14 protein-coding genes are annotated in these 15,515 nt (G+C 64.1%); 5 read left to right on the forward strand and 9 right to left on the reverse strand.

What is annotated here, in order from left to right; translation table 11 throughout:
• Positions 1-1,280: TonB-dependent receptor (locus AC1DSN_RS08775; RefSeq protein WP_477330333.1), on the reverse strand; the 1,280-nt coding region annotated here is incomplete at its 3' end.
• A 257-nt stretch (positions 1,281-1,537) separates the two neighbouring features.
• Between AC1DSN_RS08775 and AC1DSN_RS08780 the strand changes: the two genes are divergently transcribed.
• The gene (locus AC1DSN_RS08780) at positions 1,538-3,769 is read left to right on the forward strand and encodes a hypothetical protein (protein ID WP_477330335.1); all 2,232 of its coding nucleotides are present in this window, start codon (positions 1,538-1,540) and stop codon (positions 3,767-3,769) included.
• 1 nt (position 3,770) lies between these two features.
• Here AC1DSN_RS08780 and ubiA read toward each other — a convergent pair whose 3' ends face one another.
• The 8 genes from ubiA to AC1DSN_RS08820 all read right to left on the reverse strand — a co-directional run bounded on the left by ubiA (position 3,771) and on the right by AC1DSN_RS08820 (position 11,912).
• Positions 3,771-4,661: a 4-hydroxybenzoate octaprenyltransferase gene (gene ubiA / locus AC1DSN_RS08785; RefSeq protein WP_477295861.1), complete on the reverse strand. Its 891-nt coding sequence runs from the start codon at positions 4,659-4,661 to the stop codon at positions 3,771-3,773.
• A gap of 169 nt (positions 4,662-4,830) precedes the next feature.
• Positions 4,831-4,989: a hypothetical protein gene (locus AC1DSN_RS08790; protein ID WP_154670741.1), complete on the reverse strand. Its 159-nt coding sequence runs from the start codon at positions 4,987-4,989 to the stop codon at positions 4,831-4,833.
• Positions 4,990-5,072: 83 nt separating this feature from the next.
• Positions 5,073-6,557, reverse strand: coding sequence for a mannitol dehydrogenase family protein (locus AC1DSN_RS08795; protein WP_477295858.1), 1,485 nt, complete (start codon positions 6,555-6,557; stop codon positions 5,073-5,075).
• Between the two features lie 9 nt (positions 6,558-6,566).
• Complete coding sequence (locus AC1DSN_RS08800) at positions 6,567-7,637, reverse strand: ABC transporter ATP-binding protein (RefSeq protein WP_477295859.1); 1,071 nt, start codon at positions 7,635-7,637, stop codon at positions 6,567-6,569.
• Positions 7,638-7,646: 9 nt separating this feature from the next.
• On the reverse strand, positions 7,647-8,477 hold the full coding sequence (locus AC1DSN_RS08805; protein ID WP_477330337.1) for a carbohydrate ABC transporter permease: 831 nt from the start codon (positions 8,475-8,477) through the stop codon (positions 7,647-7,649).
• Between the two features lie 11 nt (positions 8,478-8,488).
• Positions 8,489-9,367, reverse strand: coding sequence for a carbohydrate ABC transporter permease (locus AC1DSN_RS08810; RefSeq protein ID WP_477330339.1), 879 nt, complete (start codon positions 9,365-9,367; stop codon positions 8,489-8,491).
• Positions 9,364-10,731, reverse strand: a complete 1,368-nt coding sequence (locus AC1DSN_RS08815) for an ABC transporter substrate-binding protein (protein WP_477330341.1) — start codon at positions 10,729-10,731, stop codon at positions 9,364-9,366. Before AC1DSN_RS08815 ends, AC1DSN_RS08810 begins: the two co-directional genes overlap by 4 nt.
• A 254-nt stretch (positions 10,732-10,985) precedes the next feature.
• The gene (locus AC1DSN_RS08820; RefSeq protein ID WP_082878979.1) at positions 10,986-11,912 is read right to left on the reverse strand and encodes an AraC family transcriptional regulator; all 927 of its coding nucleotides are present in this window, start codon (positions 11,910-11,912) and stop codon (positions 10,986-10,988) included.
• 47 nt (positions 11,913-11,959) lie between these two features.
• Between AC1DSN_RS08820 and AC1DSN_RS08825 the strand changes: the two genes are divergently transcribed.
• The 4 genes from AC1DSN_RS08825 to AC1DSN_RS08840 all read left to right on the forward strand — a co-directional run.
• A complete protein-coding gene (locus AC1DSN_RS08825; protein ID WP_477330343.1) occupies positions 11,960-12,559 on the forward strand; it encodes a short chain dehydrogenase in 600 nt (199 codons plus the stop codon).
• Positions 12,560-12,871: 312 nt separating this feature from the next.
• Positions 12,872-13,516, forward strand: a complete 645-nt coding sequence (locus AC1DSN_RS08830; protein WP_477294928.1) for a DUF1120 domain-containing protein — start codon at positions 12,872-12,874, stop codon at positions 13,514-13,516.
• Positions 13,517-13,568: 52 nt separating this feature from the next.
• Positions 13,569-14,303 carry a fimbria/pilus chaperone family protein gene (locus tag AC1DSN_RS08835; protein WP_477330345.1) on the forward strand — a complete coding sequence of 245 codons (735 nt, stop codon included), beginning with the start codon at positions 13,569-13,571 and terminating at the stop codon, positions 14,301-14,303.
• A gap of 17 nt (positions 14,304-14,320) precedes the next feature.
• Positions 14,321-15,515: fimbria/pilus outer membrane usher protein (locus AC1DSN_RS08840; protein ID WP_477330346.1), on the forward strand; the 1,195-nt coding region annotated here is incomplete at its 3' end.

The following is a 15,515-nucleotide window of genomic DNA, read 5'->3' on the forward strand; positions in this document are numbered from 1 at the left end:
AACTGGCGCAGGACACGCGTGTCGTTGATGAACTCGTTCACCGGCATCGTCACGCCGCGCAGGCCGTCGGTGAGAACAAGGCCGTTACCGTTCTGGTTGGCCGTGTTGAACACCTGGCCCGGGTTGTCCACGTAGCGGAACTGCAGCGCGGTGGCGCCCGGTATGAGCGAAAGGCGCTTGCTGTCCTGCGTGATGAACGACGATGCACTCTGCAAGGCGTTGGGAAAAACGCCGTTGCGCTGCGTATCCGTGGTGTTGTAGCGCATGGACTCGGCCAGCTTCCAGTCGTCGCCGAGGTCGTGATCGAACTTGAACGATACCTGCGTGCGTTTGACGTGGGTGCCTTCGCTATTGTCGAAGTTGTAGAGGCTGCCGTCGCCCTCGCGCATCTGCAGGTGTTCGGTCTCCGGGCCTGCCAGCGTGCCGTAGTTGCCGTTGAAACCCGGCACGGCACGAATGTCGCCGTTGCCATTGGTTCGCATCGGCACGCCGAGGTACAGGGCCACCTTGTCGTCCATGTGCTTCACGTCGAAGCTGATATCGCCGTTCTCGAGCTTCTTCGACAGCGTGGCGCGCAGCTGACCGCCGTCGTTGGCGCGATAGCCCGGGTTGCGCTGGCCGTCATCCACGCGCCAGAAGCCACCGACACCCAGCTTCCAGCCGCCGCCAATGGGCGTGCCGTACCAGAAGTCCAGGCGGTTCAACGAATAGTTACCCACCGTGTACTTGATCAGTCCCTCGGGTGTGTCGCCAGCCTGGCGCGGAATGAAGTTGATCGCGCCTGCCGGTGCGTTCGAATAGAAGATAGACGATGGGCCGCCGCGGACGACTTCGACGCGCTCGATGGTTTCGTCGAGGCGAAACACCTGGTCGGCGTTGAGGTAGCCCAGGGCGGGATCGTGCTGCACGGGAATACCGTCTTCGAGCAGGGTGACCGAGCCGTAGCCGTCCACCGGGATGCCGCGCGCACGGATGTTGCCCGAGGCCTCGCCGCCGGAGGATTCGACCCAGAAGCCCGGCACCGACTTGACCGCCTCGGTGACGCTCGTCGGCGCCTGCATGCGCAGGCGATCTTCGTCGATGGTGGTGATGGAGTAGCTCGTCTCGGCCTTGGTGCGGGTCTCGATGCCCGAGCGGGCAGTCACCACCACGTTGTCGAGATCGGTGGTTTTCTTCTGCGGCGGCGTGTCGTCGGCGTGGGCAGTCGAGGCGGCGGCGACGAGCAAAGCAGCGGCTAGCACCGCACGAATAGCGCGGTGGAGGGGCTTGGTACGCAACATGGGCTAACGCTCCGGGGAGGGGGCAACACAACCCGTAGGAACTTATGCGTTACTCATGACGGATCGACTCACCTCGCATGACCATGCGGTTTCAATCGTGATAAATCGTCATGGGACGCTCACAGCGTGACGACGATCACAGAGCGGGTGCGGGTGAGGCGACCGGGCCCGGCACGGAGCGGTGCGCGCAGAAAACTGAGGCTGTCGCAAGATCCTATACACTCCCGCCGCCCCCCCTTGAGCGCCGGCGCGCCGCCTTGATCCCCGAGACCACCTCCTACCGCCGCCTGCTGCTGGCCCTTTGCGTCGTCTGGGTGCTGCTGAATTTCAATGTGCTGTTCATGGGGCGGGTGCTGCCCTGGGATGCCATCGATCAGTTCTATCCCACGGTGTATTTCAACGCGCATGCCCTGCGTAGCGGCCAATGGCCCTGGTGGAACCCGTATATCTACGGCGGTTACGCCCAGATCGGCGATCCCCAGGGGATGATGTTTTCGCCGCTCCTGATGGCCTGGATGGTGTTGCGCGCAGAGCCCGGTGCCGTCTGGTTCTGTTGGGGCGTGCTCCTGCATCTCCTGCTCGGTGGTGCGGCCATGCTCGACCTCCTTCGCAGGCACGGTGCCAATGCACTGGGGTGTCTGGTCGGGGCGACGGTTTTCATGGCCGGTGGCGTGGCGGCTTCCCGGCTGGAGCACACGCCGATCGTCATTGCCTACGCCTACGTTCCCGTCGTACTGCTGGCTCTTCGCTACCTGCTTTCCCGGCCGTCGATCGGGTTCGGCTGCCTGTTGGGCTTCGCCGCCGGTGCGATGGTGACCCAGCTGGTCCAGGTGACTTACCTGTTCGTCCTGATGATCGCCGCCTACGGCGCCGTGGCGGTCGTGCGCCAGTGGTCCGCCGTTACGGTCGCGCAGCGTCGGGCGCTGGCCATGGCCATGGCGATGGCCCTGGTCGTCGCCCTCGTCGTGGGTCTGCCGCAGCTGGCTTTCAGCTGGGCGGCGATGAGCCTGTCGAACCGGAACGCATTGCCCCTCTCGTTCGCGACGGTCGGCTCGCTCGATCTGCGTACCTTCGCCTTTCTCGTCCATCCCAATGCGTTCAACGCGCAGCGTGACCTGGCGCACTCGCCCGTCGACGTGATCGAGGGCTTCCTCTATATCGGCGTCGTGCCGCTTCTGGCGTTGTTCGGGCTGAAGCGCGCATGGTCGGACGGCGCGACCCGTCGGACCCTGGTGTTCTTCGGTGCCGTGGCGGTCGCTGCCAGCCTCTACATGCTCGGAACCCACACGCCGCTGTACGGCTGGCTCTATGCCTGGTTGCCCGGGCTGGTTCACTTTCGGCGCCCCGCCGATGCGGCCTACCTGCTCAACTTTGCCCTCGCCTTCGTCAGCGGCATCGCGGCCAGCCGGATCGACCTGCAGTCACGCCGCGAGCTCACCGTCCTGCTGGTCGTTGCGACGGCCTGGCTGGCTGTCCTGGCCGCGTCGATGCATCACGGCAGTTCTTTCGTCTGCGTGGCGGTCGCCGCCTTTGCCCTCTGGCGGCTGCGAAAACCCGGCAGCGACTGGCGCGCCGCCGTCTGGTTGGTGGCGGTGCTCGTTGCGGACTACCGCAGCTTCAACCTCAATGGCACCTTCAACGAGGGCGGCGACGGTGCTGCGCGTTTCGCACGCCATCCCGCCGTGCGCTATCTGTCCGAGCAGCTCTCATCCGGCCAGGTCGGCATGGCCGATCGGATCACCACCACGAACACGAATACGAACTGGGACAACACGGTCATCGTCACGGGCATGTCGTCCACGCAGGGATACAACCCCCTGCGTTATGCGCTGTATGAAACCTGGTACGGGCCGCGAGAGAGCAGCAGCGTGCCGGCCGTGGGGGTGCCGTACAACGTCAGTCCGACGAACCGGCTGGATGATCTGCTCGGTGTCCGCTATGTGGTGGTCGGGCATCGCACCGACCTGCCGCCATATACGCCACCGCCTCAGCACCACATGGTGCAGGCGGGCAGGGATGTCGACATCTGGCGCCGCGAGACGGCCTACCCGCGCTTTCTCAACCCGACCCTGTCGCGCTCGCTGGCCGTGGATGAATGGCCGGCTGCGTCCGACTTCGAAGCGACCGACTTCGCAACGACGCTCTGGCTGACCCCCCGAGACAACGATGACTTCGTGGTGGGGCGCGCCACCTCGCTCTCATGCGGTGGCATCGTGGACGCGCGTGTCCGTGCCAGCACGCATACGCGCATCGATCTGTTGACCCGCTCGACCGAAGCAGGGTGGATCGTGGCGGGCGAGCTCGACTATCCCGGCTGGGAGGCGGAACTGGACGGCATACCCCTTGCGGTGCACCGGGCCAACGGCATGTTCCGCGCGGTCTGTGTGCCCGCGGGCGATCACAGCCTGAGCTTCGTGTTTCATCCCTGGCATCTGGTCGCCTACGCGTGGCGGCGGCAGTTCGGAACCCCCGGCACGCCGGGCTCCTGAGTCACAGAGCCAGCGCGATCACGATGCCGAGCCATAGAGCGAGGCCGACCCAGTTGTTGTGGCGGAACGCCCGAAGGCACGCATCGCGTGCGCGGTCGCGCATCAGCCATTGCTGGTACGCGAACAGGCCGGCCGTGGCGGCAAGACCGAGCCAGTAAGGCCAGCCCAGCGCCGACCGCGTACCGACCAGCAACATCGTGAGCAGGAAGGTACCCATCAGGATGCCGATGATGACCAGGTCCGCATCGGCGAAAAGAATCGCGGTGGACTTCGCACCGGCCTTGATGTCTTCCTCGCGATCGACCATGGCGTATTCGGTGTCGTAGATCACCGACCACAGGATATTGCCGATGAAGAGGAGCCAGGCGACGGGCGGCACGCTGTTGGTCACCGCGGCGAATGCCATCGGGATGGACCAGCCGAAGGCGGCACCGAGTACTACCTGCGGCAGGTTGGTGTAGCGCTTGCAGAACGGATAGATGGCAGCCAGCGCGGCACCGCCGAACGAAAGCAGGATGGTCAACCGGTTGGTCAACAGCACCAGCAGGAACGAGAAGACCAGCAATCCGGCGAAGACGTACAGCGCCTCGCGCGGCGTGACCCGCCCGCTGGCGATTGGCCGGCCTGCGGTGCGCGCTACCTGGGGGTCAAGCTTGCGGTCCGCATAGTCGTTGATCGCGCAGCCGGCCGAGCGCATGGCGAACACGCCCAGGGTGAAGATGAGCAGCGAACCGATCGGCGGAAAATCCTTCGCTGCCAGCCACAGCGCCCACCAGGTCGGCCAGAGCAGCAGCAGGGCGCCGATGGGCCGGTCCATGCGGGTGAGCACGAGGTACGCGTGGATCTTCTCGCGTCGCGCCGGCGGCAGGCCCTTCAGAAGGAAGGCAAGCACGCGCTCGGCCGTGGTCGAAGCATCGGCGGGCCGGGCGACGGGCTTCGGCGGGGCGACCTTGCGCGCGGACGGCGGCGCCGCGCGCCGCGGCTGGGGCTTCTTGGGTGGGGGGCTCATGCGGGGAAGTCTAGCCAAAAAAAGGGCGCCTTTCGGCGCCCTGGGAAACACATCAACGCTTGAGCGGCTCAATGGGATCATTGTCCTCAGGCGGTTCGGGGTCCGCATCGTACTCGGGCTTATAGCTGCCGGGCTTGCGGATCTCGCTATCCGGGCGGTTCTTGCCCGGCTCGGCGAAGGGCGGTTGCGGATTGCTCGGGTTGTACGGCATCGGCGGGAACCTCACTCGACTACGGGGAAGGCGTTCAACGTAGGTTCGAGGCGGTGAAGCGCCTGCGACGATACCGTTACCCTTTAGTCGACGAGGGCATCGAGGTTCTCCAGCGTCGCGCGCACGCCCTTCTTCTCCAGAGACGTTACATAGGTGTCGTACTGCTTGCGGAAGCGTCTGTCCTTCGCGGGGAGCGGGCCGACCAGCTCCACGCTTTCGATCAGGGTGTCCTTTGAGCCGCTGTCGATGAGCGGCTGAACCAGTCGCATCGCGTTGGGCTCCCGCAGCGGATAAGCCTCGCCGTGGTCGTCCTTGCCCACCCGCACATAGCGGTCGAAGGCGGCGAGCAGGAAAGCCAGGCGTCGCGCATCCTTGCCGTTCTCCAGGCAGGCGGTGATCGTCGGGCCGAGGAAGCCGGGGATCTTCGAACCGCCGTCCAGGCACAAGCGGTCGAGCTGGTCCGCGATGGAGGCGTTGCTGAAACGATCGAGCAGCTTCTTCTTGTACGGGTCAAGATCCATGCCGGGCAGCGACGTGAGCCAGACGCCGGCGTCCTCGTTGAGGAAGCCTGTCAGATACGTGTTGAACAGCGGATCCCTCACCGCCACGTCGACCTGCCGATGCCCGGAAAGGAAGGCCGGGTAGGAGAGCATCTGGTGCGAGCCATTGAGCAGGCGGATCTTCGCGTCTTCATACGGCGAGACGTCGTCGACGATCTGCACACCGTGACGTTCCCAGGCCGGGCGGCCCTGACGAAACTTGTCTTCAAGCACCCACTGGATGAAGTCTTCGCAGACGACGGGTGCCTTGTCGTCGAGGCCGGTGGCGGCATTGAGCTGGTCGCGTACCTCTGGCGTGGTCGCCGGCGTGATGCGGTCGACCATGCCGTTGGGGAAATCCACTTCCTCGTCGATCCAGTCGGCCAGTTCCTTCGAGCGCGCGTTGGCGAACGCGAGCACCGCCTTCTTCGCCTGCGAGCCATTGTGGCGCAGGTTGTCGCAGGACATGACGGTGAACGGTGCGACGCCAGCCTTGCGCCGTGACTCGAGCGCGCCGACGATGAAGCCGAAGACGCCCCTGGGGGCGTCGGGGTGTTTCAAGTCGTGCGCCACCGTTTCATCGTTGAGGCGGAACGTGCCGTGCTCGTCGATCAGATAACCGCCCTCGGTAATCGTCAGCGAGACGATGCGAATGGCCGGGTCTGCCAGGCGTTTGAGCACGGCGTCACCGTCGTCTGGCGCATACAGGTATTCGACCATCGCGCCGACGACGTGGGTCTTCCGCACGCCGCGTGGATCGAATTCACTGACCGAGTACAGGCCGCCTTGCGCCTTGAGTGCCTCCGCCAGCGGGCGATCGTGCTCGAGAAGGTTGATGCCAAGGATGCCCCATCCGTGCATGTCGACATCGGCCAGGACGTGGTTGGTGTAGATGGCCAGGTGCGCACGGTGAAAAGCACCGATACCGATGTGCGCGATGCCGGCGGTGACCTTCGTGCGATCGAAGGGCGGTGCATCGACGCCCTGGGGAAGGCGGTCGAGTGTGGCGTTGCCTAGGGGGACAGACATGAGGCGGTCTCAGGGATGATGGATGGCGGCGCCGGAGGCGTCGAACACGTGTGCGTGCGTGAGGTCGAGACGAATGCAGATGTCGCGTCCCGCGCGCCGCTCGAAATCGCCGTCGGCACGCACGGTGATCGAGCCGACCTGCGGCACATCCACATAGGCATACGTCTCGCTGCCAAGGCGCTCGACGACCGAGAGCTTGCCGCTAACCGTTTCGCCGGTGCCGTCACTGTCGCAGACGCGAAGATGCTCGGGCCGGATGCCAATGGTGACCTTGCCATTCAACTGGCTGGCACCGGGAATGGTCACGTTGTTGCCATTGTCGAGGCGCACGTTGCCGCCTTCGACCGTGGCCTCGAAGAAATTCATCTGTGGCATGCCGAGGAAGCCGGCCACGAACTTGTTCACCGGATGGTGGTATAGCTCCATGGGCTTGCCGATCTGCGCAATGCGGCCTTCGTTGAAGATGGCAATGCGATCGGCCAACGTCATCGCTTCGACCTGGTCGTGCGTGACATAGATCATCGTCGCATTCAGTTCCTGATGCAGCCGCGCGATTTCCAGTCGCGTTGCCGCACGCAGCGCGGCATCGAGGTTTGACAGCGGCTCGTCGAAGAGGAAAACGCGCGGCTCGCGGGTGATGGCACGTCCGATCGCCACGCGCTGGCGCTGCCCGCCCGACAAGGCCGAGGGTTTGCGGTCGAGGTACGGCTCCAGCGCAAGGATCTTCGTCGCCCGGCCGAGCTTCTCGTCGATCGCGCGCTGGTCCATCTTCGCCAGCCTCAGTGCGAACGACATGTTCTCGCGCACGGTCATGTGCGGGTACAGCGCGTAACTCTGGAACACCATGGCCAGGTCGCGCTTGTCGACGGCGCGGTCGGTGATGTCGTCCTTATCGAGAAGGATCTGCCCCTCGTCAGCCTCTTCGAGGCCGGCGATCAGCCGCAGCGTGGTGGACTTGCCGCAGCCGGAGGGGCCAAGGAACACGCAGAACTCGCGGTCCTCAACGACCAGGTCGATGCCCTTGATGACCTCGACGCCCTCGAACGACTTGCGCAGCGAACGGATTTCCAGACGGGACATGAGCGACTCCTATTTGACTGCGCCGAAGGTGAGGCCGCGGACGAGCTGGCGCTGCGACAGCCAGCCGAGCACCAGGATCGGTGCGCAGGCCAGGGTCGACACGGCGGACAACTTTGCCCAGAACAGCCCCTCGGGACTCGAGAATGAGGCCACCAGCGCGGTCAGGGGCGCGGCGCTGGCGGTGGTGAGGTTGAGCGACCAGAAGGCCTCGTTCCACGACAGGATCAGGCAGAGCAGCGCGGTGGAGGCGAGGCCACCGCGACTGACCGGAATCAGCACGCGGAACATCGTCTGACCCGTGCTGGCGCCATCCATCCGTGCCGCTTCGAGGATGTCGTACGGAATGTCGCGGAAGTAGGTGTAGATCATCCAGACCATGATCGGCAGGTTGATCAGCGCGAAGATGATGATCAGCGCCGTCTTCGAATCGAGCATGTTGAGGTCGCGGCAGATCAGGTAGATCGGTACGAGTACACCCACGCTGGGCAGCATCTTCGTCGAGAGCATCCACAGCAGGATGTTCTTGGTCTTCAGTGTCGGGTGGTAGGCGAAGGCATAGGCGGCCGGTACCGCGACGATCATGCCGAGGATGGTCGCGCCGCCCGCGGTAACGATGGAGTTCCATGCGTAGTGCAAATAGTTGGCGCGCGCGAGGATCTGCTCGTAGTTCTCCAGCGTGGGCGTGAAGAAGAAATGCGGCGGCATGCTGAAGGCGTCGAGTTCGGACTTGAAGCTGGTCAGCAGCATCCAGAGGATGGGAAAGAAGACGACGRTCGCGACGATCCATGAAGCGATGATGCGGATCGTGCGGGCGGTTTGATTGTGTTTGCGCCGGGTCATGTCGTTGCTCCTCAGGTCTTCTCGGTCAGCGACTTGCCGATCAGGCGGATGAGGAACACCGCCATGATGTTGGCGAGCACCACGGCCACCAGGCCACCGGCCGAAGCCGCGCCCACGTCGAACTCGAGCAGGGCCTGCGTGTAGACCAGGTACGGCACGTTCGTCGTCGCATCGCCCGGACCGCCGTTCGTCGTGACGAAGATCTCGGCGAAGATGTTGAGCAGGAAGATGGCCTCGACCATCACCACCACGGCGATGGGCCGTGCGAGGTGGGGCAGGGTGAGGTAACGGAAGATCGCAAAGCCACGTGCGCCGTCCATGCGTGCCGCTTCCATCTGCTCGCGGTCGAGCGACTGCAGCGCGGTGACGAAGATGAGGATGGCGAAGGGCAACCATTCCCACGACACCACGGTGATGATGGAAAACAGCGGCCAGTCGGCGAACCAGTTCACCGGCGTGGCGCCGAACAGCTTCCACACCCAGGCGAGGAAGCCCGAGACGGGATTCATCAGCAGGTTCTTCCATACCAGTGCGGCGACGGTGGGCATGATGAAGAATGGCGAGATGAGCAGCATCCTCACGATGCCCTGGCCGGGGAAGGTCTCGTCCACCAATACGCTGATAAGCACGCCACCGACGACAGTGACGACAAGGACGCTGCCGACCAGAATGATGGTGTTGAGTATCGAGGTCCAGAAGCTCGGGTAGGTAAAGAAGTAAGCGAAGTTCTCCAGCCCGACGAAGGCCGATTTACCGGGATACAGCAGGTTGTAGTACTGCGTGGAGAAGTACAGCGTCATCGCCAGTGGCACGATCATCCACACCAGCAGCATGATGATCGCGGGCTGGGCGAGCAGCCGMTCCGGGCGTTTACGGATACGCGCGCTCATTTCGGCGGCTCCTTCGAGATGACCGGTTTCTGGTCGTAGTAGCCGGCACGCTTCATGGTGCGGCTGACGGCGGCGTCGGCGGTGTGCAGCAGTTGGTCCACATTGCCGCGACCGGCCAGGGCGCCGGCGATCTCGCGGCCGACCAGGGTGGCGACTGCCTGGAACTCGGGAATCGAGACGATCTGGATGCCCTTGTATGGCACCGGCTTGAGCGTCGGATGCGACGGGTCGACGGCCTTTAGCGAGTCGTACGTCACCTTGGCGAACGGCGCCGCCGTCATGTACGCCGGGTTGGCATACGTGGACTCACGCGTGCCGGGCGGCGTGGCCTGAGCGCCGTACTTCTCGGCGACCAGCTTCAAGTACGGCTTGGAGGTGGCCCAGAGGATGAACTCGCGCGCTGCATCCGGCTGCCTGGTGCTGTCCGGGATGGCCAGCGACCAGACCCACAACCACGACGAACCGCGATCGGTCACCTCATGGGGCGAGCGTGCGAAGCCCACGTTGCCGACGACCTTGCTTTCTTTCGGATCGGTGACGGTGCCGCCGCCGACGCTCGCGTCCACCCACATGGCGCATTTGCCGGAAGCGAAGAGCGCGAGGTTCTCGTTGAAACCGTTATCGGAGGGGCCCGGTGGGCCGTAATGCTTCAGCAGGTCGACATAGAAATTGACCGCCTTGTGCCACTCCGGCGTGTCGATCTGCGGATGCCATTGCTCATCGAACCAGCGCCCGCCATAGCTGTTGACGACGGTGCCGAGCAGGGCCATGTTCTCGCCCCAGCCAGCCTTGCCACGCAGGCATATGCCGTACACGCCGTGATCGGGATCGTGCAGTTTCTGCGCGAAGCCACGGATCTGATCCCAGGTGGGCTCGGCAGGCATGGTCAGGTTCGCCTTGGCGAACAGGTCCGTGCGGAAGTAGGTGATGCTGGCTTCGGCGTAGAAAGGCACGGCGTAGAGATGGTTATCGACCGTCAGCTGCTCGCGCACGTTCTTGAAGATGTCGTTGGTATCGTAGTCGGCAGGAAGGTTATCCAGCGGCTTGAGCCATTTCTGCGCGCCCCATAGCGGTGCCTCGTACGCGCCGATGGTGATGACGTCGAACTGTCCGCCATGTGTGGCGATGTCCGTGGTCAGGCGCTGCCGAAGGGTGTTCTCTTCGAGCACGACCCAGTTCAGGTGCACGCCCGGGTGGCTCTTCTCGTACTCGGACGAGAGCGCCTGCATGCGCACCATGTCCGCGTTGTTCACCGTGCCGATGGTGAGCGTGGTGTCGGCGTACGCGATCCCGGCTGTTCCCAGCCACGTCGCGAACAGGACGGAGACGACACCTTTTCCAAGGCCGTTCCGATAATCGCTCATCTTGCCTCCCTCAACGGCGAACCGAATGGATGAGCGTTTATAGGTTCAAGGACACTACGACCACCAATACGTGTCTCGTCGTTTTCCGGTGAAGATGCGTACTTTTTTGCAGATTGAGTGCCTTGCGGGACGTGGAAACGCCCGCTGCGAAGCCGCTAATGCTGCGGTGCAGCACCTCGTGAAGGCAGCAATAAAGTACGTATACAGGCCGGGCCAGGCAGGAGCGGGGATCTACCGCGTGACGCGGCGCGCCATTACAGGTCGGCGGCGGGTTGCCTGTGTCGCATCCGATATTCGCGCGGCGTCATGCCGGTGAGGACGAGAAAGCGGCGATTGAAGTTCGACAGGTTACTGAAGCCGACCTCGTAACAGATGTCGGTAATGGACCCTGGGGAAGCCACGAGCTTCTCGCATGCGCGTTGCACGCGCGTCTGGTTTACGTAGTCGATGAAGCGGTATCCGGTGTGCTGGTGGAAGAATCGCGAGAAGGCGGTTTCGGACATGCCCAGGCGTTCGGCCACGGTCTTGAGCGACACGTCGCCAGCGTGGTGTCGGTCGATGAAGGTCACCGCGCGGTGCAGTTTCATCGATTGGCTGGGGTCGGCCGATGCCTGGAAGGGACGACTGCTGAGAGGTCGTCGTGTGGGGTCGTCGGCGAGGGCTTCGATCATCTCGAAGAAGCTCGCCACGCGACGTAATCCGGGATTCTCCGCTACCCGGCGGAAGTACGGTTCCAGCTGCCGGCCGAGGTTCGGCGCGAACTCGATCCCGTAGCGTGCTTCCTCCAGCAACAAGGACTTCACGTGCCGGGCCGAGGGGAAGAACTCGATGCAGCGACGCACGAAGGCTTCCGAGAACAGGATCACGCGATCGCGCAGCGCGGCCGGCTCGCAAGTCGTATCGGTTACCCAGTTATGCGGCACGTTGGGGCCGGTCAGCATCAGGGTGTACGGCGCGAAGCGGCCTTCGTAGTCGCCTACGTAGGCGGTACCCTCAGTCGCGACGATGAGATGAAGCTCGTAGGCCGGGTGGTAATGCCAACGGATGAGCCGGCTACGCGAGCCATGATCGAGGTAGTGGATCGACGGTTCGTCCGAGAGGCCGAGCACATCCTGCTCACGGCCGAGCGCCGAGGTATCGGCCATGGGCGGCGGCAGCGAAAGGGCGGCGCGACGGTTCATGCGACCGAGCGTACTCTTTCCTGTTATCAATCACCAAGGAGGCGAATATGAAGGTCCTGATCGTGGGCGCCAACGGCACCCTGGGCAAGGCGGTTGCGAAGGAACTGGGTGCTCGGCACGAGATCGTCGGCGCAAGCCGTTCCCACGGCGACGTGCGCGTCGACCTGCGCGATACGGCCAGCGTCGAAGCGATGTTCCGCAGCGTGGGGCCGGTCGATGCCGTGATTTCCACCGCCGGCAAGGTACCGTTCGCGCCGCTGGGCGAGCTCACCGAGGCGCAGTACCTCGAGGGCCTGCAGGACAAACTGTTCGGCCAGATACGTCTGGTCAACGCGGGCACGCCGCATCTGCGCGATGGTGGCTCGTTCACCCTGATCACCGGCATCCTCACCGAGCAGCCGATTCTGTCCGGCGCGGTGGCGAGCACGGTCAACGGAGCCGTCGAGGCTTTCGTCCGCGCCGCTGCCATCGAATTACCCCGCGGCATCCGCATCAATGTCGTCAGCCCGACCGTGCTGACCGAAGCGATGCATGCCTACGCGCCGTACTTCCGTGGTTTCGAGCCGGTGAGCGCCGCGCGCGCCGCGATGGCGTTCTCGCGGTCGGTCGAGGGTCGACAAACAGGGCAGGTTTACAAAGTCTGGTGAGTGTCGGCGCGCGCATGGCCTGTGGGGGCCGCTTCAGCGGCGATGGGTGGTCGCGGCACGCGGGCCCGCTGCCGCGGGTTCGCCGATGAATCGGCTCCCACAATGAATCGGCCTCCACAATGAATCGGTGCCCGTAAATAGGAGTGATCCTATGTCGGTCCGACGATGTCATCGATACGATAGCCGACCTCTCAGAACGCGCTCCGGCGGCAGCAGTCAGATAGCTGGCGGGACGCGTCGCACAGCCATGACGCATCGCATGGGCGTGCAGGAGTTTTACGGCCGTAACGGCCTCTTCAGGAGAAGTATCAGATGCGTCATCTTGCATTGTTTACCGGCGTCGCCCTGGCATCGCTGGTTCCCGTTTCCGCCATGGCCGACGACACCGCCCATCTCACGGTGACTGGCACGATCTCGCCGGCGGTCTGCAATGTATCGCTGGCAGGTGCCTCCGAAGTGAAGCTCGATCCGGTGAAGCTGTCGGACTTCACGCCGGGTCAGGATCTGCAACTTCCTGAAAAGACAGCTTCCCTGAGCATCGAGTGCCAGGGTGCCTCAGCGAAGTTCCGCCTCAAGGCCTCCGATGCCAGGGCCGACCTCGGTATCTCCGCGCCGGGCGCTTCCCATTACAGCCTGGGCTTCAACGAGGAAGGAAAGAAACCCAACGGCTACTTTGCGCTGAACATCGATGCGGCTTCCATGTCGACGAACAACTTCGTGCTGAAGTCGACCGATGGCGGCCTCGGCGAAGCCTGGGCGTCGGCGGTGACCGGACCGGTAGCGTTCGATCACGATGGCGAAGCATTTGCCTTCGCAACGAGTGCGGGGGCCACGGAACCCGCGGATCTCGCGTCGCTCATCGTGCCGCTGAAAATCAAGGCCGTCCTCGCTAAGGATCCGGTGGTTACCGACGAGGTCGAGCTCGCCGGCCAGGCGACGATCGAAATCTTTTACTGAGCAACGGCGTTCCCGGCACCCCGTGCCGGGAACGCACGCGTGGAGAGCTGACATGTCGAGAATGATAGCGCCCCACAGGCGGTCGGCGCGCTTCGTGTTCGCCCTGACGCTGGCCGGACTGTTTTCCGGATTACCTGTGCACGCAGACGGCATGCTGCCGGAAACCTCGGTCGTCCTCGTTTACGAGGACAAGGGCGAGGCAGCGATCAAGGTGCGAAACAGCGATACGCGGCCGTCGCTCCTGCACGTTACCCTGCAGGACATCCCCGAAGACGTCGAGCCGTTGCTGTTCGTTACGCCGCCGGTGTCGCGCGTCGATCCAGGCCAGGACCAGCTGGTCCGTTTCATCCTGCGCCATACCAAACCGCTGACGACGCAGCGTCTCAAACGCGTCGTGTTCGAAGGCATCCCGCCGAAGAACAAGCTCGAACCAGGCCGTGCCACCGTGGCGGTGAATATCCGACAGAACCTCCCGGTCATCGTGCATCCGAAAGGGCTTCCCTTGAACCGCGAACCGTGGACGGGTCTTACCTGGTTGATCGCGAACGGCGAGCTGACCGTTCGTAACGACACGCCTTATGTCGTGCGCATGGGCCAGGAAGTGCATTTGCTGCCGACGATGGCGTCGGTGAAGGTTCCCTCCGCGTACGTGCTGCCGGGTGCCCACCACGTAGTCCCGATTCCCGAGGCGGCGCACGCTTCCACGTCGGTTCGCCTGTATCCCGCGACGGTCTATGGTTTTTCCGTGGACGCGTACGATGCACCGTTGACCACCGTCGCCCGCTGAGCACCGTGAGTTCACCTGTGCCCAGCCGACGACTGCGAGGCGCACATCTGCGGCTGGCGTTACTGCCGCTGGCTTGCGTACTCGACCTGCCCGATGCCTGCGCCAACGAGGTCGAGTTCGATGTGGGTATGTTGAAGCTGCGCGGTATCGACCCGAAGCTGGCCGATTATTTTCGAGACGCGCCACGCTTTACCGCCGGGTTCCATGAGGTGTCCTTGCGGGTCAATGGACAATCCTTGGGACGGGTGAGCGTGCGGTTCGACGATCACGGTGGGCTCTGCGTCGACCCGGGATTGCTGGAGGCCGCGGCGATCGTGTCGCCCCGGACACACGATCCGTTGACGAAGTCATCCAAGGCGCAGCCCTGCCTGAGCCTGGCTTCGATGTTCCCCACCGCGCACGCCGAGCTCGATCCGGCCGGTGGCGAGGTCTCCCTGCTTGTACCCACCCATGCACTGCGCGAGCGACGGCAAGATATGTCGGGGTATGCACGCGGTGGAACAGCGGCGCTCTTCAACTACGATCTCACCGGCCTGGAAAGCCGATGGGGTTCGCAACGCAGCCGCTACGCGTCCGCCAATACCGAGACGGGATTCAACGCTGGCGATTGGGTGGTCCGCAGCCGTCAGGTGTCGACATCGATCGATGGTCGACACCGTACCGAGGTACTCGACACGTACGCTCAACGTTCGTTTGCCGAGCACGGGGCGGTGCTCCAGTTCGGCGAGATCAATGTTGTGAATCCCGCACTGCCCGGGGCCCAGATCACCGGCGTGCAGGTGATGAGCGAGCAGGCCCTGGCCACGCCGGGCGCGGGCGCCGTCGTGGAGGGTGTTGCCCAGAGCCAGGGACGTATCGAAATCCGTCAGGACGGTGTGCTCGTTTACTCCACCGCGGTACCCGCAGGGCCGTTCGTACTGAGAGACATTCCGCGTATCAACCGCCGCGCCGACCTGGACGTCACCGTCGCCGGCGCTGGCGGCGAGTCGCAACACTTCGTCGTGCCGATGTCCATGGCCGGCGCCATCGCGCCATCCACCGGCTATTCGTTTGCGCTGGGCAGGACGCGAAATACAGGCGGTACCGAGGCCCCATGGATGGTCAGCGCGGGCTGGAGTGCTACCGCTCGTCGTCGGCTCAAGGTCTGCGGTGGCGCCACGCTGGCATCGAACTACCAGGCGATCGGGGCGGGCGTCGGCTCAGGGTCGGCAT

The organism is Luteibacter sp. P4_D7_3 (genome assembly GCF_056401735.1).